At 54.8% G+C, this 21,690-nt stretch carries 13 protein-coding genes, 1 pseudogene and 1 other annotated feature; of the genes and pseudogenes, 6 read left to right on the top strand and 8 right to left on the bottom strand.

Annotation, left to right across the window (positions count from 1 at the left end):
- Positions 1 to 163 precede the first annotated feature (163 nt).
- From raiA to V8L73_RS04960, 3 genes are all read left to right on the top strand, one after another.
- A complete protein-coding gene (raiA, locus tag V8L73_RS04970) occupies positions 164 to 502 on the top strand; it encodes a ribosome-associated translation inhibitor RaiA (RefSeq protein ID WP_027274023.1) in 339 nt (112 codons plus the stop codon).
- 181 nt (positions 503 to 683) lie between these two features.
- Positions 684 to 821, top strand: a sequence feature (Phe leader region).
- Positions 822 to 1,068: 247 nt separating this feature from the next.
- Entirely contained in the window at positions 1,069 to 2,226 is a 1,158-nt protein-coding gene (gene pheA / locus V8L73_RS04965; protein ID WP_027274024.1) for a bifunctional chorismate mutase/prephenate dehydratase, read from the top strand.
- A 647-nt stretch (positions 2,227 to 2,873) separates the two neighbouring features.
- Entirely contained in the window at positions 2,874 to 5,474 is a 2,601-nt protein-coding gene (locus V8L73_RS04960) for an autotransporter outer membrane beta-barrel domain-containing protein (protein ID WP_347254262.1), read from the top strand.
- A gap of 54 nt (positions 5,475 to 5,528) precedes the next feature.
- Here the strand turns inward: V8L73_RS04960 and V8L73_RS04955 are convergent, their stop codons facing one another.
- From V8L73_RS04955 to hrpB, 8 genes and pseudogenes are all read right to left on the bottom strand, one after another.
- Positions 5,529 to 7,397, bottom strand: a complete 1,869-nt coding sequence (locus V8L73_RS04955) for a sigma 54-interacting transcriptional regulator (RefSeq protein WP_347254261.1) — start codon at positions 7,395 to 7,397, stop codon at positions 5,529 to 5,531.
- Positions 7,398 to 7,556: 159 nt separating this feature from the next.
- The gene (locus tag V8L73_RS04950) at positions 7,557 to 8,720 is read right to left on the bottom strand and encodes a metallo-dependent hydrolase (protein ID WP_347254260.1); all 1,164 of its coding nucleotides are present in this window, start codon (positions 8,718 to 8,720) and stop codon (positions 7,557 to 7,559) included.
- 17 nt (positions 8,721 to 8,737) lie between these two features.
- Positions 8,738 to 10,132, bottom strand: coding sequence for a DASS family sodium-coupled anion symporter (locus V8L73_RS04945; protein ID WP_027274027.1), 1,395 nt, complete (start codon positions 10,130 to 10,132; stop codon positions 8,738 to 8,740).
- An 87-nt stretch (positions 10,133 to 10,219) separates the two neighbouring features.
- Positions 10,220 to 10,918 (bottom strand): RraA family protein, encoded by a 699-nt coding sequence (locus V8L73_RS04940; RefSeq protein WP_261831229.1) that lies wholly within the window; start codon positions 10,916 to 10,918, stop codon positions 10,220 to 10,222.
- An 11-nt stretch (positions 10,919 to 10,929) separates the two neighbouring features.
- Complete coding sequence (locus tag V8L73_RS04935; protein ID WP_347254259.1) at positions 10,930 to 11,883, bottom strand: hydroxyacid dehydrogenase; 954 nt, start codon at positions 11,881 to 11,883, stop codon at positions 10,930 to 10,932.
- A 264-nt stretch (positions 11,884 to 12,147) separates the two neighbouring features.
- Positions 12,148 to 13,209 (bottom strand): hypothetical protein, encoded by a 1,062-nt coding sequence (locus V8L73_RS04930; RefSeq protein WP_347254258.1) that lies wholly within the window; start codon positions 13,207 to 13,209, stop codon positions 12,148 to 12,150.
- A gap of 105 nt (positions 13,210 to 13,314) precedes the next feature.
- Positions 13,315 to 15,603, bottom strand: a pseudogene (gene mrcB / locus V8L73_RS04925) (bifunctional glycosyl transferase/transpeptidase); the annotation flags it as partial.
- 140 nt (positions 15,604 to 15,743) lie between these two features.
- On the bottom strand, positions 15,744 to 18,209 hold the full coding sequence (gene hrpB / locus V8L73_RS04920) for an ATP-dependent helicase HrpB (RefSeq protein ID WP_422655612.1): 2,466 nt from the start codon (positions 18,207 to 18,209) through the stop codon (positions 15,744 to 15,746).
- A 247-nt stretch (positions 18,210 to 18,456) separates the two neighbouring features.
- Between hrpB and V8L73_RS04915 the strand changes: the two genes are divergently transcribed.
- From V8L73_RS04915 to sfsA, 3 genes are all read left to right on the top strand, one after another.
- Positions 18,457 to 19,668, top strand: coding sequence for an MFS transporter (locus tag V8L73_RS04915; RefSeq protein ID WP_347254256.1), 1,212 nt, complete (start codon positions 18,457 to 18,459; stop codon positions 19,666 to 19,668).
- Positions 19,668 to 20,780, top strand: a complete 1,113-nt coding sequence (locus tag V8L73_RS04910; protein WP_347254255.1) for an alpha/beta fold hydrolase — start codon at positions 19,668 to 19,670, stop codon at positions 20,778 to 20,780. The genes V8L73_RS04915 and V8L73_RS04910 overlap by 1 nt, the downstream gene beginning before the upstream one ends.
- A gap of 149 nt (positions 20,781 to 20,929) precedes the next feature.
- Positions 20,930 to 21,634, top strand: a complete 705-nt coding sequence (gene sfsA / locus V8L73_RS04905) for a DNA/RNA nuclease SfsA (protein WP_347254254.1) — start codon at positions 20,930 to 20,932, stop codon at positions 21,632 to 21,634.
- Positions 21,635 to 21,690 lie beyond the last annotated feature (56 nt).

The raw sequence follows: 21,690 nt of genomic DNA, 5'->3' as shown, positions 1-21,690 counted from the left end.
CTGATTACTCAAGCAGAAAGTCGCAAACCACTACGGTTATCACACTTCTGCCATCTTTACTTCAGGGCAAAGGAAAAATTGATTTCGATCACATAATTGTTTGCCCGGAGCGGTATTCTAAAATTGAATTTGACGGCAGTTGACTGATAAAGAGGTAAGTTATATGACAGTAAATATTACTAGCAAACAAATGGATATTACCCCGGCAATTCGCACTCACGTCGAAGACCGTCTCAAAAAGCTGGAGAAATGGCAGGTTCAGTTAATTAATCCCCATATCGTACTTTCTAAAGAACCTAAAGTGTTCGTTGCCGATGCGACGATAACAACGCCGAACGGCCCACTGGTCGCCAGCGCCAAACATGAAGACATGTATGCTGCTATCAACGAGCTGCTGTTAAAGCTTGAACGCCAGCTCAACAAAGTGCAGCACAAGGCGGAAGCCCGCCGCGCCGACGGCAGCGTAAAGGAAGCGAATCTGCAGCAGCTGCAAGAAGATTGATTTGATTTCTCTTTTTTATTTTACGCGCCCTCCGGGGCGCGTTTTTCATTCCGGTAGGCCATAACGCCTTCGCCTTCCCTGCATTTGGGCCTTTTACTTCGCCGATGAACAATATCGGTTGACAGAGCGGAAAGGTGCCGGTTAAGTTAGGGCATCTTTTTATTCAGGATATTTCCAACGCAATGAGATCCGTGCCGTTTTTCTTCGCTTTCTTTTTTAGCCACCCCTGACTGGGAGGCGTTTCGTCCGTAGCTCCGAAGCGAGCAGAAAGAAAGCGAAGACGAACACTGAAGCCTCCCAAAAGGGAGGCTTTTTTATTGGACGCTTTTTATTACTACAGAACATATACCCTAAATAATTCGAGTTGCATGAAGGCGGCAAGGGAGTGAATCCCCAGGAGCTTACATAAGTAAGTGACTGGGGTGAACGACAAATCTGTCTGGAACAGATTTGAACGCCGTTTGCGGCGGCCCGCAAGGGCGAGGCCCATGGATGGGCCGAGTATTTACAGCCAACGCACAGGCAACTTGAAGTATGACGGGTATAAAAACAGGTGACACAACGTTATGAACGAAAACCCACTGCTTGGACTCAGAGAACGCATTACCGCGCTTGACCTGCAACTGCTGGAACTGCTGGCGCAGCGCCGCAGCCTGGCGCTGGACGTAGCACGCACCAAACAGGCCACCCATCTACCGATCCGTGATAAGGAACGCGAGCGCGCGCTGCTTGGCCGCCTGGTTGAAGAAGGCAAAAAGCACAGCCTGGACGGGCACTACATTACCCGCGTATTTCAGCTGATCATTGAAGACTCCGTACTGACGCAACAGGCACTCCTGCAGCAGTTTATCAATCAGGACAAGCTCAGCACCGCCAGAATTGCCTTTCTCGGCCCCAAGGGCTCCTACTCGCATCTGGCCGCTCGCCAATACGCCGCCCGCTACTTTGACGGCCTCGTCGAATGCGGATGCAGCCGATTCGACGACATCTTTAAGCTGGTTGAAACCGGCCAGGCAGACTACGGCGTGCTGCCTATCGAAAACACCAGCTCGGGATCGATTAATGAAGTCTACGATCTCCTGCAGTCCACCAGCCTGTTTATCGTCGGCGAACTGACCAACCCGATTAACCACTGCCTGCTCAGCGCGGTGGAGACGACGCTCGATCAAGTCACCACCCTCTACAGTCACCCGCAGCCTTTCCAGCAGTGCACCCAGTACCTGAGCGGCTTCCCCGATTGGAAAATCGAATACTGCGAGAGCACCTCTGCCGCTATGGAAAAAGTCGCAAGCCTCAAGTCGCCGCACGCGGTCGCCGTCGGCAGCGAGCCAGGGGGCGCGCTGTACCAACTTCAGGTATTGGAACACATACGGGCTAACCAAAAAGAAAACATCACCCGCTTTATCGTCGTTGCCCGTAAGCCCATTGAGGTCGCCGCGCAAATACCGGCCAAGACCACTCTAATCATGGCGACCGGCCAGCAGTCTGGTGCGCTGGTCGAGGCGCTGCTGGTGCTGCGTAAGCACAATATCGTGATGACCAAGCTGGAATCTCGCCCCATCAACGGCAATCCGTGGGAGGAGATGTTCTATATCGATATGCAGGCCAACCTGAACTCCATCGAAATGCAGGGCGCATTGGAAGACCTGCGCCCAATTACGCGCTCGGTCAAAGTGCTTGGCTGCTTCCCGAGCGAGAACGTCGTCCCCGTTTCCCTCGAATAGCCTCTTTAAGCCCCAACGTCGCTTAACTTCGGCCTCTTTTGAGGTCTGAGGTTAAGCGATTCCCCTTCCCTCCACCTACCTTCCTGACAGCAAACTTAAACGACCTTGAACATCCAAGACGCCGCCCCTCGATCGCTTCCCAATCAATACTATTTCCCGGCTATATTTATAAACAAGAAATAATTAAAAATTACACCTACATTTAACAAAGAAGAAATAATAAACAGCAACAACCGTTTTATTTACGAAAAAATAACGAATATGGATATATTTATTCGATATTAAAGAAAGCAGTAATTCTATATACCCCAAACATCTCGATCTCATAATCTATATGTCACGCATAGAAAAAACAAAAAAGATATAAATAGCAAAACAATTAGATTAAAAATCTAAATGACAAATTTGGACAAACTAAAATGTTGATCAAAGCCAAAATATTGGTAGCATCATCGAACGAGCATTAGCTTATTAAATTTAAGTTAATGCCTAAAAAACCCTATAAATGACTACGTATGGCATAGCAGAAGGCTAAACCGGTAACGGCTGAGCGCTCTGTATTACAGCCATGCCAGACATATAAGAAAACCGGAATTATTATCCCCTCTTTTATTTTAAGAGTGAACATATACAAGGAACGCTTTGTCATGGATAAAGATAAAATTCGCATTTCTACCATCGCACTCTCTATTTCAATACTTCTAGGAACGCTCCCTTCTATTGCTTTGGCTGATTATTCTCCTGCGGCCCAAGACGATCTCACGATTAACAACAGTGAAAACGTGACTCTTGACGCAACGACAAACGCAACGGGCGATTGGGACCACCTTTATCGCGTTATCATTGGCGCCGATGTTTCCGCACCTTCAGCAACCAACAGCGGTTCGCTGACTATCAGCGGAGGCCGCGCAGTCAGCGGATTTAGCGGCTATATCGGCGCTGGAGCAGGTTCTACGGGCTCGCTGACCATCAGCGGCGCAGGATCGTCTTTAACGCTAGTCGACGCCAATGATAGAAACAATAACGTCCTCATGCCAAGCATCCGTCTGGGCACTTCCGGCGGTCAGGGGGAACTCACGGTTGAGAACGGCGGTTACCTCTATTCTGAAGACACCCTGGAAACCGGCTATCTTCAAAACAGTACGGGCATCGTCAACGTCAGCACCGGCGGCCATGTAGAAGTGCTTCGCTCAATGACCATCGGCGCGCAGGGCATAGGCAGGCTCAACGTCACCAACGCCGGTAAGGTTACCGTCGGCACGGCAGGCCAGATGCTGATTGCCTTTGAGAATGGTTCAGAGGGGCACGTCGTAGTCAGCGGACAGAATTCCGAGCTCACCGTTGGACGTCTCATTTTTGTGGGATCCAACCTGGCCGGCGCCGATTCAGTAGGTACGCTGACCATCAACAACGGCGGCGTCGTTAACGTCAACGCCGCTGCGGGTACGGCGAGCATGGGATTTGGCTACAACAATATCAGCACCGGCATACTCAACATCGGCGCCGCTGCGGGTCAGTCTGCCGTTCAGGCGGGTACGCTTAACGCGGAAAATATCATTATCGGCCAAAAGGGCGTTATCAACTTTAACCACACCGACGGTGACTATGAGTTCGCCTCTAACACCAGGGGGAACGGCAGCCTGGAGCATCGCGGCGCAAACAGCGTAACCAGACTAACGGGAACTCATCAGTATACCGGAAGCACCACCGTTTATGACGGTACGCTTCAAGCGGGTTCAAACACGGCGTTCAGCAGCGCGTCCGTCTTTAACGTTCAAACGGCAGGAACGCTCGATCTTAACGGATTCGACCAGACCCTCTCCTCGCTTAACCTTGCCGGTACCCTGACGTTCCAGCGGGAATACGCCGGAACGGGAAGCTTTACTCCAGTAACGCTTAGCGTAAGCGACTTTGTCGGTAACGGAGGAACGATCGTCTTTAATACCGAACTAAACGAAGACGCCTCTCTGACGGACAAACTGAACGTTACGGGCAACGCCTCCGGCACGGCCTTCGTCGCCGTTAAAAACGCAGGCGGCCTCGGCGCTCAAACGCTGGAAGGGATTGAGTTAATCAGCGTTGCGGGTAACTCCGACGCCACCTTTACGCAGCAGGGGCGTATTGTCGCCGGCGCTTACGAATACCGTCTCGAAAAGGGATCGAGCACCAACGATAAGAACTGGTACCTGACCAGCACTTATTCACCGGCGCCAGCGCCTACGCCCGATCCGGATCCGACACCAACCCCCACGCCAACTCCCAGCGATGACGACCAGCACGTTTATCGCCCGGAAGCAGGCAGCTATCTGGCCAACAACGCGGCGGCCAATACCCTGTTTATCACCCAATTGCATGACCGTCTGGGCGAAACTCAGTATACCGATGCCCTGACCGGCGAAAAGAAAGTCACCAGCCTGTGGATGCGCCACGTCGGCGGCCACAACGGCTTTAAAGACGGCAGCGAGCAGCTAAAAACCACCAGCAACCGCTACGTCGCACAGCTCGGCGGCGACGTTGCTCAGTGGAGCCGAAACGGGCTTGACCACTGGCACCTGGGCGTTATGGGCGGCTATGCCAACAATCGCAGCAAGACCCACTCTGACGTGACCGACCACACCTCTCGCGGCCACAGCACCGGCTACAGCGCGGGTCTGTACGGCACTTGGTATGCCAATGCAGAAGACAAGTCAGGTCTGTACGTCGACACCTGGGCACTCTATAACTGGTTCGATAACCGCGTAGAGGGCGAAGGACTGTCTGCCGAGAAGTATTCTTCCAAGGGCGTCACGGCTTCGGTAGAAAGCGGATATACCTTCAAGCTGGGGCAGACCCAAAACGCCAGCTACTGGCTGCAGCCCAAAGCCCAGGTTATCTGGATGGACGTTAAAGCGGATGACCATACCGAAAACAACGGAACGCGAGTACAGGACGACTCGGCGGGCAACGTGATGACGCGCCTGGGCCTTCGCGCTTCCATGATGGGCCACAGCGAGCAGGATAACGGTAAGGGCAGAGAATTCCAGCCGTTTATTGAAGCAAACTGGCTGCACAACACCCGCAACGCGACGGTCAAAATGAACGAAACGCGCGACGAGCAAAAAGGCGCTAAAAACGTCGGAGAGCTTAAGCTCGGCGTTGAAGGCATGACGTCTCCGCGCTTCACGGTGTGGGGGAACGTGGGCCAGCAGCTCGGCGACGCCGGCTACAGCGACACCTCCGCCACTCTGGGGATGAAGTACAGCTTCTAATTTCCACCTTTCCTATTAACCTTAGCGGCGCCCAATCGGGCGCCGCTACTTTTGCTACTCCAGCACCTTTGTCTTTCTCCACAGCGTAGAAGGACTAATGCCTAAAATCGCTGATGCCTTTACTCTGTCCCCCGCCGTTAACGCCATAACCTCCCTGATAAGGTGCTGCTCGTTCTTCCTGAGCAAGTCGGTGGCATCCGCATCAATCGCAAGAGAAGCTGATGCAGAGGCGTCTGAACGCGCCATCTTCCCATAGCGGTACAAATCCTCACGGTCGACAACGTCTCGCTCCGCCAGAACCAACAGCCGATAGACAACCGCCTGAAGCTCGCGAACGTTGCCCGGCCAGGCGTATTCTTTAAGGCAGGCAATCGCGGCGTCGGTAAAGGAGAGCTCTCGGCCGCTTTGCGCCAACAGCGCGTAGATAATCGCCATCACGTCGTCACGCCTTTCGCAGAGGCCCGGCAGGTTGAGATTCAGTATGTTGATTCGGTAAAAGAGGTCTTCCCTGAACGCCCCGCTCACAACCAGCGGCGACAGGTCCTTATTGCTGGCCGTAATGAGCCTGAAGTCAGTGCTGATTAGCGACTCACCGCCCAATCGCGTAAACGACTTTTCTTGCAGTACGCGCAGAAGCTTAATCTGGACGGACAGCGGCGCTTCGCTGATTTCATCGATAAACACCGTGCCGTTGCGGGCAAGCTCGAAAATGCCGACCTTTCCCCCCTTACGCGCGCTGGTAAAGGCGCCGTCAACGTAGCCAAACAGTTCGCTTTCCAGAATGCTTTCCGGCAGCGCCGCACAGTTTATCGCAATAAACGGCTCATTTTTGCGCGCGCTTTCACCGTGTATGCTCTGGGCGAACAGCTCCTTGCCGGTCCCCGTTTCGCCATAGATGTGCACGGGGAAATCAAATTTCGCATAGGTCTTCGCCAGGTCGACGGCGTGCATCAAGGGCTTTGACGATCCAACGATGTCGGAAAAGCCGTACTTCACCAAAAAGCTTTTCGGCGACAGCTTTCCGCCCGCTTTACCGTTAAGTATGAAAGCGCTGTCCGAGCGGTTGCCCGATAAAATGGTGTAGAAGTTCTGCCTGTTCTTAACGTGCCTGAGGTTTAAAAATACGGTTTCACCGTGAATTTCAACGGGGTGATCCTTAAGCTCAACCTCATTGATAATGCTGTTATGGATTGGCTCAAAATGAGGTTTTCTAAATATGTTTTCGCCAGCATTACATTTAAAGATATCGACGCCCTTGGCGTTGATTCGCTTAATTTCTCCCGACTCATCAATACATAAAATGCCTTCGCGAGTCTGGTTCAGCGCCGCGTTGGAAATCAGCAGCTTCTCGTTTTCTTCCCGAATGTATTTCAGAAAGCTGAAGGCCTCGTTAAGCGCCTGCTCGATAGAGATATTATCCGTATCCCCCATCACGACGCCGAGGCCGTACTTTTTCGCCTTCTCCGCTACGGTAAGCCCGCCGATAACCAGCCGATAGTTCTCTTCCGACAGCTGCCTGATAACGTTTTCAATGTCGGCGTGGTTATACACCTGACATATTTTAAACTCCTCGTTCGTCAGGCTCTGATAGTGCTTAAGCATGTCGCAAAACCTCGGAAAGCCGACGGCTGCGATCTTATGGGACTTCTCCCTCGCCTCTTTAAGCGTCCGGTAGATGCCATAAAAATTATGCGATATCTCGACGATGGGGATACTGACGTTGTTTCTCAGGAGATCGGCCGTTCCACCCCGGCTGATGATTATTTTGGTGCCGTTTTTTATTAGCTCATTCGCTTTATCAAGAACGTCAAAATAATTGAGCTCATAAACCGGGATCTGAAGCTTTCTCTCGGCAAGCAGCGTAGAAATACGCTGCGTGATCCTCAGAGAAACCGAGAATATGACAATTTCATTTTTACCCATGGCCAGTCCAACGTTTATCCATCAACTTTAACTCGACCAGATAGTATCATCCCCACGATCCCGCCTGCGTCGGCAGCGTGTAAAAGTGTGATGAGCGGGGATAAAGAATCGGGGAAGCCATAAAAAAGCCGCAGTTTTACCTGCGGCACAATAAAGAAATTAGAAGCTAAATCTCCGATAAACTATTTGGCCGTTGCACACGGTCGCGCAGTTGTCGAAATACTTATCCCCTTTCATGGTTTCTCCGACCGTATCTTCAAAAACGATATTTTCATGACGAACCTTCATAATGGAAATATCCGCAAAGGCGCCTGGCTTCAGCGTGCCGATTTCTCCGGCCATCTTCATCAATCGGGCCGGCGTTTGGGTCACAGCCCGAATAACGTCAATCAGGGGCATTCCCATGTTGTAGTACTTCGACATGATGAACGGCAGGCTGTAGACCTTATTGGTTCTCAGGCTGTTTCTGGTCGTTAAGTCCGTGCTTATCACGTCGGGCAGAAAGCCGTCTTCCATCGCCGCTCTGGCAACCTTAAAGTCAAAGTGGGCCACGCCGTTGGAACAGTCGAAAATAACGCCCCGCGCCTTGGCGGCTTTGACCGAATCATACAGCTTGCCCGAGTCGTCCAGTATCGTATGGCCGGTGCCGTGGAAGCAGTGGGCATAAACGTCCCCTTCCCTGAAGTGGCCGACCAGCTCGTCGGCGCTCATCAGCGAATCGGTCACGTGTACGCACAAAGAGACGTTCAGCGCATCGGCCAGCGCCCGCGTAGCAAGAAACGGATCGGCGCTGTAATTCCGGTTTTTAGCGATGTCCTGACTGTAGCGCAGCTTAAGGCCCAGCAGGTTTTCGCTATGGCGCTCAAACGTCGCTTTGATTCTTTCCACGTTGTAGTTGGCAGGGTTAGTATTTTCCAAATACCCGGTTGGGCCGCCGCCCAGCGTGGAGAGCCCCACGTTCACTACGTTTAGATAGCTCTTGATTTTCACCGTCGAAGGCGTAATCACCGAGTTAAAAAACGAGGGATAGTTCGCCCAGCCGCTGCTTCCGGCGTCAACGATGCCGGTGACGCCGTTGGGAAGGCAAACCACGTCTGGATTGACGCTAATCGGCGCACCGCCGTGAAAAACGTGCGCATGAAAGTCAATCAGCCCCGGCAGCACCAGCGCGCCGTTTGCGTCAATCACGGTCTCCACGTCTGCTTCATCACCGTCAGCCAGACTGACTATCCTGTTTGCCCGTACCCCGATACTGCGGTTAGAAAAAGTTCCGCTCTCTACGTCGGCAACCAGGCCGTTTTTAATCAAAATATCCAGTTTCATAAGGCATCCTTAAAACGTTAAATTCCAATCATCTTCCAGTACGGTATGCCGATGAGGAAGTAGACCAACACGTTGATGAGCACCATGATGGTGCCAAGCAGCCAGAACGTTTTTTGCGGCACGTATCCGCTTGAGAAGGTGAATACGCCCGCGCCGTTGCCGTAGTGGGTAAGCAGCGCGCCATAGCCCGCAGAGAAGGCCAGCGAAAGCGCGACGTACATAGGGTGTGCTTGCGTCGTCATTCCCAGCGTGAACAGCACCGGATAGAAAGACACCACAAAGGCGCTGTTGGAAACAAAGAAGTAGCGCACCGCCAGGCTGATGAACACCAGCACGCCCAGCGCGCTAAGCTCACTCAGTTGGGAAAGATCGAGATAGTTTTTAATCAGCTCCACCAGGTAGACATAGAAACCGCCCTTGGAAAGCGCTACCGCCGCGCCGTAAAACGCGCCGTACCATACGAAGGTTTGCCACGCGCTCTTTTCGCTAACCACGTCGTTCCAGCTCAGCACTTTAAACAGCAGTAGGCAGCCTAAAAACGCCAATCCGACGGGAATAAAGGCAATGCCCGTCAGCGAGCCTGTCATCCAGCCTAAAACGCCCAGCACGAAGAAGAGCATCAGCAGCTTTTCTTCACGCTTCACCGGCCCAAGCGCGGATAGCCCCTGATTTGCGATTTCAGCCACGTTGTCGATCTTTTTCAGTTCGGGCGCATAAAGCTTGTACATAATCAGCGGCGCGGCCAACAGGATAATGCCGGCGGGAACGATGGCGGCCTTGAACCAGACCATCCACTCGAGGTTTACCCCCATGATTTCGTTAGCAAGCGACACGGTGATCGAGTTAGTCGCCATGCCGGTCAAAAACAGCGACGAGGTGCCCATTGACACAACGTACATCAGGATAGTCAGGTAGGCGCCGATTTTGCGGCTGCCCTCTTCAGGCGTGGAGCCCAGCGCTTCGGCGATATTGCGGAAAATAGGATAGGTGATGCCGCCGGAGCGAGACATGTTGGAACCGGTCGCCGGCGCCAAAACGGTGTCGGTTACCATCATTAGATAGCCGAGCGTCAGCGTATTTTTTCCGTATTTTCTCAGCAACAAATAGGCGATTCGTTTACCCAGTCCGGTAATGACGAACGCCTTACAGATGATAAAGGCGCTGATGATAAACCATACCATCGGGCTGCCGAATCCGGCGAAAAGCAGGTTGGGAGAAATAAAGACCGAAGCGATGCCAAGAATAATGAGCATAATGACCGCATCGGTAAATGGGCGTAAAACCAGCCCGCACAGCATCGCCAAATAAATGCCGACCATGTGCCACGTCTGGGCCGAAACGCCTTCGGGATTAGGTATAACCCAGAAAAGCACCGGAAATAAAATAATAGGTAAGAGTTTTAAATAGAACATCGTTGTTACCCTTTTTTGACAGCCATGCGCCGCCGTGCGGTTAGCATGGCTGATTATTATTTATGAGAATTTATAGAAAACGTGCGCTTAGCGATACACGTCGTCGATAACTTCAACGCCCTTTTCAATAAGCGACTTATTTACCCAAGCGCGGTTCGCCTTTCCGCTTTTTGCCGCTTCAACCTTGGAGGAGTCAAACTTCGCATACTCCGTCGCTGCCTCAAGCAGGCCAGCGGCGTCGCTTAAAGGAACAACGATAACGCCATCGGCGTCACCGATGATGAGATCGCCCGGACAAACGGCCACGCCGCCGACGGCAATCGGCGTATTCACCTCGCCCGGTCCCTCTTTGAAAGGGCCGGCCGGGTTGGAGCCGGTGGCGAAAAGGGGGAAGTCCATTTGTGACAGCGCGTCGATATCCCGTATCGGGCCGTCCAGCACGATGCCGGCGATCTTTTTATCGTAGTGCGCATAGGCCACCATGATTTCGCCCATCAGCGCACGCGAACGATCGCCTTCGTTTGAAACCACGATCACGTCATTTTCTCCCGCCATGTCCAGCGCGGCGTGCAGCATTAGGTTATCCCCGGCGCGAGCCTTTACGGTAATCGCATAGCCCGCCATTACCGGCGCCTTGGGCGATGAAATCCGCCGAATACCGTTGCCCAGTACGGCGATGCGGTTCATTTTGTCCGCTACGTTGGCGGCAGGAAGCGCTTTGTAACCCTCGAGCAGTGCGAGATCAAACTCAGGGCGCTTGGTGAAGATTCGATTTCCAATCGTCATTTTTATTCTCCTCAGAATCCAGGGACCGGCCAGGATGGCTTTTTGCCAGACAGCACTTCGTCAACGCCGATGGCGGAATGCAGGGAAGCCCTGTCCGTTGCCTCTTTGGTCGCCGCGCCAATGTGGGGGGCAATAACGATATTGTTCAGGCTAAACAGCGGATGTTCAGGATTAAACGGCTCTTCTTTCAGAACGTCTACGCCAGCGCCGGCGATAAAGCCGTCTTTCAGAGCGCGATACAGCGCGCCTTCATCGACAATCTTTCCGCGCGCCGTGTTGATGAGATAAGCGGTCGGCTTCATCATGGCAAGCTGCTTCTCGCCGATGAAGTCGAAGGTTTCTTTAGTCGCCGGGCAGTGCAGAGAGACAAAGTCGCTCTCTTTAAAGATGCGATCGAAGTCGTCGGTCAGCTCTACGCCTTCCGGAACCTGCTCCTGAGTCTTGTACGGATCGTAGGCGATGACCTTCATGTTAAAGCCGTGAAGGGCCTTAAGCGCTACGCGAGAGCCGATGTTGCCGACGCCGATGATGCCCAGCGTTTTACCGTCCAGCTCAACCTTTGGCGTGCGCAGCTTGGCGAAGTAGTAGTCTTCCAGCATTTTTTGCTGGACCAGCTTGAAGTTGCGAGAGCAGTGCAGCATGTAGAAAATGGCCAGTTCAGCCACCGACATGCTGTTTGCCACCGGGGCATTGAGCACGGTGACGCCGTGACGCTTGGCGGACTCCAGGTCGACGGTGTCGTAGCCGGCGCCGTGGCGAGCGACCACCTTCAGCTTTTTCGCCGCTTCAAACACGCGATCGGACATTTTGGAAAGACGAACGATGATGCCGTCGCAGTCGGGAATGTCGCGGATAATGTCCTCTTCTTCCATCCCGGAGCCGTCAATCAGCTGATAGCCGCGGCTTTCAAGATATTCTCTTCCTTCCTGCATGATTTCCTGCGGAAGCAGAATTTTAAAAGTCATTCACTTTCTCCTTTTTGAGTTTGTTGTTAGCTACGCCCTCCTTATTGCATTCGCCGTGCCAAGCGGCATAAATTCAAACGGTAAAATTATATCTATTTGATATTAAACGCTTTTAATGACTCTCCTTTTCAGATTCGTTTTTTCGCCGGTGACTGGCATCACGTTTCTTAATATGAAGAAACCCGCTTTCATTTCAAAATGAAAGCGGGTTATTTCAAAATAAAACAAGGAAGAAAATGGAAGGAGAAAACGGGAAAACCGGGTCTAACCCGCCATATATAGAGAAACCTCTTCCTCGGTCAGATAGCGTATAAACGTCGCGCTGGCGCGCTGTTCCTCATGGATGACGCTACAGAAGTTATTCCAGCTTCTTTTCAGGTAGTTCTTCTCTTCATCTTCAACGGCAAAAAGCACCACTTTCCCACCGCGCCTCGGGTGCGAGTATAAAGGGGGCTCGCCCCACGCCAGCGCCAGGCTGTTTTTTAGCTCGCCGCCCTGATAGGCGACGGCTGACAGCCAGCTATAGCGCGCATACTCCACCGATTCGGGTTGTAAAACGTCGGGATTCACGCGTCCTAACCGTAGGGCAGCGGCATGCTCCGCCATCAGCGGCTGGAGCAGCGTCAGCGCGTGAAAGGTGTTGTTGGCGGCGTGGATCCTCACCAAAAGACCGGTTCGGCTGGTCGGGAGCACCACGACGATGTCCTCGTAGGTCAACTGTGCCGACAGCTCTAAATAGTGCAGATCGCTAAACTCAAGGGTATTGTTATAGGCACAGTCTCGAATCAGGGCGACCAGCGCCTTATTTTCCAGAAAGCGTCGATGGTTTTCCGGGCTGCGCATCAGCATCGCCATTAAAGGCAGCACCAGAATATCAGCGGCGCGATGCAGCTTATCTAACCGATCTTTGGGCTCTTTCGACAGGTTGGCAAGAAGCGCCTGCACGTCGCTAAAATGCGTGGAGGCAGCGATATTCTCTTCGTCTTCTTCCCCCTCTTCTACCTCGCTCGGCGCTTCGGCACAGTAAGGCTCAAGCTCTTGAAGAATAGCTAGCAGCAGGTTTGCAGAGGGAAGAAAGGCGGTTTCCGGCGAGGCGCCGCTCTCAACCAGGCTGCCGCAAAGAAACGCCATCAGCGCCGCCTGCGGCAGGGACTTCTGGCTAAACTCGCTGGCCAGAAACCTTACGGCGTCATCCTGTCGCTTCTGTTGGATGCTCTGCTGATAAAAGTCCACAATGGGCCGGTGGGAAAAAAATTCTTCGTAGGTCACATAGCCTTCGGGCAGATCGGCAAACGCCTGTCGCATGCGCTCTAACGTTAACTCCATGTACTTAATCTCCTTTCAAACTACGCCAAACATATCCGTTTTAGAGAAAAGGCCGCATTTTCTCAAAGCGGCCTTCCGTTATTTACCCTAAAGCACGGTCATGCATCAGTTGCCGAACATATCCCTGATCCAGCCCGGCACGCTGCTCTCTTCCTGCTGGGCAGGAGCCGCAGGCTGCTGCTGTCGACACAGATCGTCCGGGAAGTCGGTCCACACCGGCAGCGTACGTGCACCGCCGCTGCAAACAAAGCTGCCGTCAGCGTCAATGCCCATCATAGAAACGCGCTCCGGCATCACCAGGTTGAGCGCCAGCGGCGTCTGGTTTTCCAGATAGCGGCGATAGAGCGTCAGCGAACCGTTGGCGCCGGTCAGCTTGGCGGGGCCATTGTTGTCGCGCCCCACCCAGGCGATCGCCACCTCTTTGCCGTCGATGCCGACAAACCAGCTGTCGCGCAGATCGTTGGTGGTACCGGTTTTAGCCGCCAGATGATACTTGCCGAACTTCCCCGTCAGCGAACGCGAGGTTCCGCGCTCAACGACCTGCTGCATCCCATACAGCGTCAGATAGGCCGCCTGCGGTTCAACCACCCTCTGCGCCTGCGGCAGGCTTTGATACAGCACCGTGCCGTCCTCAGCGATAGCGGAACGCAGCACTGACAGCTTGGCTCTCTGGCCGCCGCTGCCGATGGTTTGATACATCTGCGCGGCCTCCATTGGCGTCAGGCTGGTCGACCCGAGCAGCATGGCCGGCACTTTCTGAATCGAGCTTTCCGGCACGCCCAGACGCTGCAGCATATCGCTGACCTTATCCAACCCGACTTCCAGTCCCAAATTAACCGTTGGGATATTCAGCGAGTTGGCCAGCGCGTCCACCAGCAGCACGCGGCCGCGGAACTGGCGATCGTAGTTTTGCGGCCGCCAGGTTTTACCGCCGGGCTGAGGAATAGCCAGCGCCTCGTCGGCAAGCCAGGTGTTAAGCCGATACTTATCCGGCTCGCTCAGGGCGGTCAGATAGGTCGGCGGCTTAGCCAAAGAGCCGATAGGGCGACGCGCCTGAACGGCGCGGTTAAAGCCGGCGAACTGCGGCTGAGAGCCGCCGACCACCGCGCGCACTTCGCCGCTGAAGCGGTCAACGATGACCATCGCCGCTTCCAGATCGTTTACGCCGCGCGCTGCGCGCAGGGCCGGGATACCGTCCTCAACCGCCTTTTCCGCCGCGTTTTGCGATACCGGATCGAGCGTGGTGAAAATCTTCACGCCGGACAGGTTGTTCACCTTATCGCCCAGCTTTTCGTTCATTTCCTGATGCACCAATTGCATAAACGCAGGCTGCGGAGTGATCACCCCGCCTCTGGGCTGCACGCCCAGCGGGCGAACGCTCAGCACGTTATACAGCTCCTGATCGATAACGCTTTGCTGCTGCGCCAGCTTCAGCACCAGGTTGCGGCGCTCCAGCACGATTTGCGGGTTCTTCCACGGGTTGTACAGCGAAGCACCCTTCACCATCCCCACCAGCATCGCCTGCTGATCGACGCTCAGCTCGTTAACCGGTCGGCCAAAGAAGTAGAGGCTGGCCAGTGGGAAGCCGCGAATTTGATCCGCGCCGCTTTGGCCAAGGAACACTTCGTTCATATACAGTTCAAGAATGCGCTCTTTGCTATAGCGGGCGTCGAGAATAACGGCCATATAGGCTTCGCGCAGCTTGCGCGACAGGGAGCGTTCGTTGGTTAAAAACAGGTTCTTTACCAGCTGCTGCGTCAGAGTACTGCCGCCCTGCACCGTGCGCCCGGCGGAAAGGTTAGCCAGCACCGCCCGGCCGATAGACAAAATGCTGATGCCGTCGTGCTGATAGAAGTTGCGGTCTTCGGTCGCAATCAGCATGTCAGACATCGGATACGGGAAGTTTTTACCGGCAACGAACAGGCGCTGTTCGCCGTTCGGCGCCTGAAGCATGGTAATCAGCTTAGGATCGAGGCGGAAAAAGCCGAACTCGCGCCCGGTATCCAAATTCAAAATGCGCGCCAGGCCCAGATTATTAAACTCCAATCGGGCGCGGATTTGCCCCTCTTTCGCGTCAGGGAAGTCAAACGGCCTGCGCAGGAGTTCAATGGTGTTGCCCTGCACGGAATATTCACCAGGCCGGGTAATTTTGGTGACGTTGCGATACTGCATGCCGTTGAGCAGATCGACCATCTCCTTTTGGCTATAGGACATGCCCGGCTCAAGGTTGACCATCCGGCCATAAACCGCCGCGGGCAGATCCCACACCTTGCCGTCGATGCGGCTGCGGATCTGAGAGTCCAAATAGACGCCGTAAAACGCCAGCAGCGCTATCGCTACAATCCCCAGCTTGACGGACAGCCCAAAAAGGCGCCTTATCAAGCCTGGCTTCTTACGGGATTTTTTTGCTTTCGCCATCAATAACTCCAAGCAACGTTCGTTTATTCCCTTTGAAATATCCCGGCTGCATCCTCGCAACCGGGGCGTATTGTACCCTAGAACACAGCAAGGTTCGCCATCTCATTTTGGCTCGTTCACCCCTCATAAAACCGCTTGGTTCTGCGAGTCGGCGCGGCGTTCGCCGGGTCGTCCGGCCATACGTGCTTCGGGTAGCGACCCTTCATCTCTTTTTGCACTTCACGATAGGCGCCCTGCCAAAAGGCGGCCAGATCCTGCGTAATTTGCAGCGGCCGATGGGCCGGGGAAAGCAGTTCGACCACCAAAGAAACGCGCCCATCGGCAATGGTCGGCGTTTGCCTTTCACCAAACATCTCTTGTAGCCGCACGGCCAGCGCGGGCGGCCCCTCCTCGCTATAGCGAATAGGGATCAGGCTGTCGGTCGGCACGCGGTAGGCGACAGGCAGCGCGTCGTCGAGGCGCTGCTTTTGCCGCCAGTCCAACAGCTGGCCCAGCGCCTTAGCTAAAGAAACCTGCTTTAAGCCTTTAATATCCCGCACGCCCTCAAGCGCAGGCAGCAGCCAGCGCTCCAGCGACGCCAGCAGCCCTTCATCGCTGACGTCCGGCCAAGGGGAATCCGGCAGCCACTCGCGGGCGCGCAGAATGCGCAAACGAAGCAGGCGAGCGTCGTCGTCCCAGCCCAACGCGTCAACGCCCTGCGTTCTTACCCAGTTAAGCAGCGCTGCGTGCAGCTCCTCCGTTGACGGCTTGGCCAGCGGCGCGGCTTTCAGCACCAGGCGGCCTATCTGTTGGCGCTTCCAGGCGCGCAGCGTGCCCTTTTCTTCATCCCATTCAATGGCGCTCTGGCTGCTCACCAAATGGGGAAGGCGCAGGGCAAGCCGCTCGGGATCGGCAGCGACACCAAGCAAAATTCTCGCGTCGGGGCTACTGGCGCCCTGTAATAAAGAGGCCGCTACCAGCCAGGGGGAGCGGCTTAGCGGATCGTCCGGCTCCAGCTGTGCGCCCAGCCCGTTTGCCAGCAGATAGCGGCCGTCGGAGCCGCGCTGCTGGGCAATGCGGTCGGCAAACCCTACGGCCAAAAGCACCGGCGCTTCGTCGGCGTCCGGCCTTCCCACTGGGCCAGACAGCCTGGAGCGAAGCTGTCGAACGCGTTTTTGCCACTGGGGAAGCGGCTTGGACAACCAGTGCGCCACGTCGCGGCTTCCGCTTCTCGGGGGTTCTTCCATCATTGCCGTAAGCAGAAGCGCCGTCGCCAGCGAGCCTTCTCCCTGCGTCTGGGCAAAGGCCAGCATGGCCGCCAGCCGGGGTTCGCAGCCCATCTGGGCCATTTTTCTACCGGCCGGACTCAGCCCGCCGTCCGGCGCCAACGCGCCAAGCTGAGTCAACAGGCGGCGCGCAGCGGACAGCGACGCCTCCGGCGGGCGATCGAGCCAGGTGAGTTGCAGGGCATCGCGGCAGCCCCACTGTAGAAGCTCCATCGAGAGCATAGAAAGGTCGGTCTGCAAAATCTCCGGTTCGCCCTGTTCCGCCGCCCGTTCGGCCTGCTCCTGAGAAAACAGGTGCCAACACTGGCCGGGCATCAGTCGCCCGGCGCGCCCGGCGCGCTGGGTCATCGAGGCTTTGGAGACGCGCATCGTCACCAGGCGAGTCAGCCCGCTTTTGGCGTCAAAGCGCGCGGTACGCTCCAGGCCGCTGTCCACCACCAGACTGATGCCGTCAATCGTCAGGCTGGTTTCAGCAATGTTGGTTGCCAGCACCGCCTTGCGCCTGCCGTCGGGCGACGGCGCTATCGCCTTTTGCTGCTCGGCCAGCGAAAGCGCGCCATATAAAGGACACAGGTCGATATCGGGCGAAAGCGTACCGTTCAGCGCATCGTATACGCGTCGGATTTCCGCCACACCGGGTAAAAACAGCAGCAGCGAGCCCTGATGCTTGTTCAAAATCTGTCGAACGGCTTGGGCGACGTTATCTTCAAAGTACCCGGTAGAGGGTAAAGGCAGGTAGCGGCGCTCGACGGGGAAGCTGCGCCCTTCGGCGCTAATCACCGGCGCCTGCGGCAGCGTTTGCTGAAGCTTTTGGTTATCCAGCGTGGCCGACATGATAAGGAGCTTTAATTCATCGTTCAAACCGCCCTGAACGTCTAACAGCAGGCTAAGGGCCAAATCCGCCTGCAGGCTGCGCTCGTGGAACTCGTCGAGGATAACGAGAGAAACGCCTTCCAGCATGGGGTCTCGCTGGAGCATGCGAATGAGCACGCCCTCGGTAACCACCTCAAGGCGCGTGTTTGCCCCACACTGACTTTCTGAACGCATGCGATAGCCGACCCGCTCTCCCACCGGCTCATTGAGCTGTTCCGCCAGCCTTTGGGCAACGCTGCGCGCCGCCAGCCTGCGCGGCTCCAGCATAATAATTTTCCCGGTAAGCCACGGCTGCTCAAGAAGCTTTAGGGGCAGCCAGGTCGACTTTCCCGCGCCGGGAGGCGCCTGTAACAATACGGCCTGCGAACGCTGCATCTCCTCGAACAGAGGTTCAAGAACGTCGTTTATGGATAACGAAAAAGAGTTTTGCTGAAAACCATACATAGTCAAAAAGTGTGCCTCCGCAGTGTCCCGCAATTATACACGTCATTTGCGTAGAACCCAGGCGGCATCTCATATAGATACATCCGACCCGATAATCGGTCACCGCCCAAAAGCCTAAAACGACGCCTTCTGACGACGAGTTTCATCCACCGTCTTTCATAGAATAAAAATCGCCGCAGTATAGAATTAATGCCAAGAGCCCTTTCCTTTTTGTTACTTCCTTCAACTTCTGAGACGGACATGAAAAATGAACAAACCGGGACTTCGCGCTTACCTCGTTGAGTTTTTACTTTTCTTCTCCTACGCCCTTTTTGCCGTGAACTGGATTGCCGGCTCGACGCTGACCGGAAGCATAATGGCCTTCTTCGGCCTGACGTCGTTCGCATCGGCCACGCTGATTTCCAATGCGATTACGTTGGCAAAAATCGTAGGAAACCTGATGGCGGCCTGGTTTTTGGTCAAGCTTCGCCCCAAGTGGGCGGTGGCCTTCGCGTCGAGCGCGATCGTGCTGGGCGCCCTGCTGGCGGCGTTCGCCACCCAGTACTGGATGTTTGTTTTGATGCGTTTTGTCATGGGGTTCGGCGGCGCGCTGCTGGTGGTCTACTTCGCCCCCTTTGTGGTGCGCTATTTTGAAGCGTCGCAGCGCCCCTTGATGAACGGCATCAACGCCTCGGCGTACAACATCGGCGGCATTTTAGCCATGATAGTGGTTGCGCCGGTCGTCGCCTGGCAGCAAAACAGCTGGCAGGGAACGCTGATTTTCTTTGCCGGATGCAGCGCGGTGCTTTTAGTGCTGTGGCTGTTTATCGGTGAAGACTTTCCGCTGAACCAGCCCGCTAACGCGGCGACTACCTCAACGCCGAAAAAAGAGTACGGCTTTTCCGACGGGCTCAAAGACCCGTTCAATTATGCTATGCCTTTTACCTACTCCGGCCTGCTGCTGCTTTACATCGTGGTATTAACTATCCTGCCGATTTCCAAGATAAGCGCCATCGACCCGAAAAACCTGAGCGCCACGGTGGCCTTCGCCGGCGTCGTCGGCGCGGCCTGCGGTATTTTTGCCGTACGAAAATTCCCGCTGCGTTTACCGATCGTTCGCTGGTCCGGCCTGGTAATGAGCGCTTTCGGTCTGCTCATGGTGACGGCGTCGTCCGCGCCGGTGGCGTTAGCCGCCGCTGCGGGCCTAGGCTTTATGATGTTTTTGCCGATGACCGCACTGTTGACCATTCCGCAGGAGCTGCCGGAAATGACGCCGTCCAGGCTCACGCTGATGATGGGGTTCTTCTGGTCCTTTTCCTATATTTTTGAAACGGTAGCGTACTACGGCGTAGGGCTGGTCATCGATGCCTATGGCTTTAAGACCGGACTATACCTGTCGGTCGCGCTGAGTTTGTCTTTCTTTATCGGCTCTTTTCTTCTGCCTGAAACCGGCAGAAAACGGCGTCAGGAGGCTAAGTAATGGAACTCAATCAGGTAGAAAAGAAAAGCTTTCAGTTAGCAAGCTTCACGCTGGAGTGCGGCCAGTCCATTCCGATAACGCTGGGCTATGAAACCTATGGGACGCTGGACGACGAAAAGTCCAACGTTATTCTTATCGCCCACTACTTCAGCGCCTCCAGCCACGCTGCGGGAAAATACTCGCCGCAGGACGCAGCGCCAGGATACTGGGACGGCCTGATCGGGCCGGGAAAAGCTATCGACACCCGTCGGTTTTTCGTTATCGCCATCGACAACCTCTGCAACGTACAGTGGAAAAACCCAAAGGTGATAACGACCGGCCCAAGATCTGTCAACCCGGCGACGGGAAAGCGCTGGGGAAGCCGCTTTCCCCAATTCACCTTCAAGGACATGGTGCGCATTCAGCACCAATTCTTAACCACTCAGTTGGGTATTGAAAAACTGTACGCCGTAGCGGGCGCATCCGCCGGCGGCTTTGCCGCCATTGAGTGGGCTATCCTCTATCCGACCATGCTGGAGCGGGCAATCGGTGTCATCACCAATCCTCAAAACCCGGTTCAGACCTCGTTTAACGTATGCCAGCACGCCATGCGCGCCATTGCACTGGATCCCAAATGGCAGAACGGCGACTACGAAGACGATCGGGAGCCAGAAGAGGGTAAACGCCTGGCGGTGCAGATGATGAACGCCGGCGCCTTTAGCGCCGAATTATATGAGCAGGCCTACCCGCGCGACAGCGCGGACGCACCCTATGCGTCGATAGATCATCCGCTAGGATTCGAGACCACGCTGGGCAACGCCGTCGCGGCAAGTTGCGCCGTTATTGACGCCAGCCACTGGTATTACACCTGCCGGGCAACGATGCTTCACGACGCGGCGCGAGGGCACGATTCGCTGAAAAACGCGCTGGAGAAAATTCAGGCTAAGGTCCTGCTGGTCTCCTGCCGACAGGATCAGCTTCAGCCGACGGTCTATAACCGCCAGATGGCGCAGACGCTAAGCGATATGCAAAAAGAGGTCACTTTAGTAGAAATAGAGAGCCAAAAGGGGCATATGGCCGGCATTCTGGATACTCATCTTTTTGCCGACGACGTTCGTCACTTCTTGAAGTGAGCGCCCCCGCGAAGCGATAAGGCTTCGCGGGGATTTCAATTCCTGCCGACATAAACGACGAAATGACGCGTTTAGTGTTTTACCTATCGCCCGACATAGTGAATAATCCTCCCCCCATAGCGTTTTACTTATGAAGGACAACGACTGCCATGCTGTTTTCCTCCCCGCTGAAATCCGCTTTGCTTATCAAGCGCTATAAGCGATTTTTAGCCGACGTCGTCACGCCACAGGGCGAAACCCTGACGCTGCACTGCGCCAACACCGGCGCAATGACCGGCTGCGCGGAGCCCGGCGACACGGTTTGGTACTCTACGTCCGAGAATCCAAAGCGGAAATATGCGCACTCGTGGGAGCTCACTCAAACTCAGGCAGGGCACTTTATTTGTATCAATACGTTACGGGCCAATGAGCTAGTGAAAGAGGCATTGCAACAGGGCAACATCGCACCGCTAAAGGGTTACGAGACCCTTCGCAGCGAGGTGCGCTACGGGGAAGAGAACAGCCGCATCGACTTTCTGCTGGGGCACGAAAACAGACCTGACTGCTATATTGAAGTGAAGTCAGTCACGCTGCTGGAAAACGGATGCGGCTACTTTCCCGACGCCGTCACCGCGCGCGGCCAGAAGCACCTAAGAGAGCTGCAGGCCGAAGCCGAGCGGGGTCATCGAGCCGTTTTGCTGTTTGCCGTACTGCATTCAGGCATTGAGTGCGTCGACGTCGCAAGGCACGTGGATCCGACTTACGCTAAGCTTTTTGAACGAGTTAAGGAATGCGGTGTCGAAGTCGTCTGTTATAAAGCAGATATCTCCCCAAAGGGGATGATCCTGCAGGCGCCGCTACCTTTTAAAGAGTGATTTTTAGAATAAAAAATAACGCGTGAAACAGTTTTGCTTAAAGAAACGACAGTGTT

This window comes from Leminorella grimontii (genome assembly GCF_039789245.1).
Taxonomy (GTDB): domain Bacteria; phylum Pseudomonadota; class Gammaproteobacteria; order Enterobacterales; family Enterobacteriaceae; genus Leminorella; species Leminorella grimontii.
Note: the sequence above shows the minus strand (reverse complement) of the source record. Positions and strands in the feature narration are given on the sequence as shown.

What these genes read in the sequence shown, in the direction of transcription:
- V8L73_RS04960 (WP_347254262.1), top strand. Translation starts at nt 2,874, where the DNA reads ATGGATAAAGATAAAATTCGCATTTCTACCATCGCACTCTCTATTTCA.
- V8L73_RS04940 (WP_261831229.1), bottom strand. Translation starts at nt 10,918, where the DNA reads ATGACGATTGGAAATCGAATCTTCACCAAGCGCCCTGAGTTTGATCTC.
- V8L73_RS04910 (WP_347254255.1), top strand. Translation starts at nt 19,668, where the DNA reads ATGGAACTCAATCAGGTAGAAAAGAAAAGCTTTCAGTTAGCAAGCTTC.
- V8L73_RS04945 (WP_027274027.1), bottom strand. Translation starts at nt 10,132, where the DNA reads ATGTTCTATTTAAAACTCTTACCTATTATTTTATTTCCGGTGCTTTTC.
- V8L73_RS04930 (WP_347254258.1), bottom strand. Translation starts at nt 13,209, where the DNA reads ATGGAGTTAACGTTAGAGCGCATGCGACAGGCGTTTGCCGATCTGCCC.
- V8L73_RS04935 (WP_347254259.1), bottom strand. Translation starts at nt 11,883, where the DNA reads ATGACTTTTAAAATTCTGCTTCCGCAGGAAATCATGCAGGAAGGAAGA.
- V8L73_RS04915 (WP_347254256.1), top strand. Translation starts at nt 18,457, where the DNA reads ATGAACAAACCGGGACTTCGCGCTTACCTCGTTGAGTTTTTACTTTTC.
- hrpB (WP_422655612.1), bottom strand. Translation starts at nt 18,209, where the DNA reads ATGTATGGTTTTCAGCAAAACTCTTTTTCGTTATCCATAAACGACGTT.
- sfsA (WP_347254254.1), top strand. Translation starts at nt 20,930, where the DNA reads ATGCTGTTTTCCTCCCCGCTGAAATCCGCTTTGCTTATCAAGCGCTAT.
- raiA (WP_027274023.1), top strand. Translation starts at nt 164, where the DNA reads ATGACAGTAAATATTACTAGCAAACAAATGGATATTACCCCGGCAATT.
- pheA (WP_027274024.1), top strand. Translation starts at nt 1,069, where the DNA reads ATGAACGAAAACCCACTGCTTGGACTCAGAGAACGCATTACCGCGCTT.
- V8L73_RS04950 (WP_347254260.1), bottom strand. Translation starts at nt 8,720, where the DNA reads ATGAAACTGGATATTTTGATTAAAAACGGCCTGGTTGCCGACGTAGAG.
- V8L73_RS04955 (WP_347254261.1), bottom strand. Translation starts at nt 7,397, where the DNA reads ATGGGTAAAAATGAAATTGTCATATTCTCGGTTTCTCTGAGGATCACG.